The sequence below is a fragment of the Pseudomonas sp. DE0010 genome (assembly GCF_007680745.1).
Lineage (GTDB): Bacteria > Pseudomonadota > Gammaproteobacteria > Pseudomonadales > Pseudomonadaceae > Aquipseudomonas > Aquipseudomonas parafulva_B.
Genome location: NZ_VEJQ01000198.1, coordinates 1 through 277 on the forward strand (window position 1 = coordinate 1; position 277 = coordinate 277).

Here is a 277-nt window from a genome sequence, read left to right on the forward strand (position 1 = left end):
TGTTCGAGCCAGGCCGAGACGGAGTCTTGGTCGACGTCCTTGAGATAGATTTCGATATCGGGCTGGCGCATGGGGCTTAGGCTCCGGATTTGACGATCCAATCGTAACGTACTGCCACCCGCACCTCGAAGGGCTCGGCGAGGACCCGCTCCCGGCGTTCGGCGTTGACGCGCCAACCGTGGGGGGTCATGGCCAGCAGGTCTTCACGGGTCTGGCGTTCGGCCAGCGGCAGCACGAATTCGAGCCCCTCGCTGTGGGCCAGTTCCAGGCCCTTCGG

Annotated in this window: 1 pseudogene; it reads right to left on the reverse strand. The window is 64.6% G+C overall.

Going from position 1 to position 277, the window contains the following annotated elements:
* Nucleotides 1-76 precede the first annotated feature (76 nt).
* Nucleotides 77-277: pseudogene (locus FS767_RS22235) on the reverse strand (SAM-dependent methyltransferase); the annotation flags it as partial.